The organism is Anaerostipes sp. MSJ-23 (assembly GCF_018918155.1).
Taxonomy (GTDB): Bacteria; Bacillota; Clostridia; order Lachnospirales; family Lachnospiraceae; genus Anaerostipes.
Genome location: NZ_JAHLPY010000044.1, coordinates 1 through 632, shown reverse-complemented (window position 1 = coordinate 632; position 632 = coordinate 1). Strand labels below are relative to the sequence as shown.

The following is a 632-nucleotide window of genomic DNA, read 5'->3' as shown; positions in this document are numbered from 1 at the left end:
TTTGAAAGAGAATCGATTCCTTTTCTTAGATCTGTATAACCACACACAATATAAACAGCCTGAAGATCTTTTGCATCATTCAGCATTTTTCAGGTTCCTCAGCACACGGAAAAGAAGTTGTTCGTCCGTATTTTCATAGATACGAATGCGAAGATCATCCTGAAAGATATCAAGGAAAGAATCTGTGGTTTGAAGTTTTGATGGATTTTTTTGTACACCCTGATCTTCATGAAACAGTTCTTTGGGTACGATTGCTAGATTTTCCTGAAGTTTTTCTTCAGATACTTGATCGAGATAAGCTTCTTTTACCTTTCTGACTCTGTAATAATATCCAGCTGCAGAAATCCCATAATTCTCTTTACACCATTCATCCAGAGGGATCTGTTGAGGTCGTCCTTTGGATTCCTGCATCATCTGAAACCATTCCTGCAATTGAACCTGTTGCGTGACTAAAGTTGTTTTTGACATAAACTATATCGCCTCCTAAAAAAATCAAGAATGTTAAGACTCAAACTTTTTTACAAGTCAAAAAAGTTAAGGCTTAACATTTTTGACACTGTTTAAAATCTTGAGTTAATTATCTCAGATTATTTTAGGATTTTGTAGGGAACACTGATTTACCGTTTACGATG

The 632-nt window shown here is 35.3% G+C and carries 1 protein-coding gene; it reads right to left on the bottom strand.

Features of this window, described 5'->3' with window-relative positions; translation table 11 throughout:
* Window positions 1–75: 75 nt before the first annotated feature.
* Window positions 76–468 (bottom strand): hypothetical protein, encoded by a 393-nt coding sequence (locus KQI71_RS12270; protein WP_044922859.1) that lies wholly within the window; start codon window positions 466–468, stop codon window positions 76–78.
* Between the last annotated feature and the right edge of the window lie 164 nt (window positions 469–632).